The sequence below is a fragment of the Pseudomonas asplenii genome, assembly GCF_001293465.1.
Lineage (GTDB): Bacteria > Pseudomonadota > Gammaproteobacteria > Pseudomonadales > Pseudomonadaceae > Aquipseudomonas > Aquipseudomonas fuscovaginae_B.
In genome coordinates this window covers 1-301 of the sequence record NZ_JSYZ01000062.1, presented here as the reverse complement: position 1 = coordinate 301, position 301 = coordinate 1, and the positions used below count along the sequence as shown (strand labels likewise).

The window sequence follows — 301 nt, the reverse complement described above, 5'->3', positions numbered from 1 at the left end:
GCCGTCGCCCCTGCATCAAGGCCCGCAGCGCCTCGATCTCCAGCGCGCCATCGGTCGAGCTGTAGTAGGCCACCAGGCGTTTCTCGCCGGGGGTTTCGATCTCGCCCAGTTCGATGCGCAGGCCACGGATCTTCACCTGGTCGTCATTGCGCCCCAGGTACTCGAGGTTGCCATCGGCCAGCCAGCGCGCCAGGTCGCCGGTCTTGTACATCCGCGCCTCGGGTTCGCCGCTGAACGGGTCCAGGTAGCCGCGGGCCACGCCGGCACCGCCGATGTAGATTTCACCCGGTACGCCCAGCGG

1 protein-coding gene is annotated in these 301 nt (G+C 68.4%); it reads right to left on the bottom strand.

Going from position 1 to position 301, the window contains the following annotated elements; genetic code table 11:
• Nucleotides 1-301 (bottom strand): AMP-binding protein (locus PF66_RS31600; protein ID WP_152973147.1); only part of this gene is annotated, 301 nt, incomplete at both ends.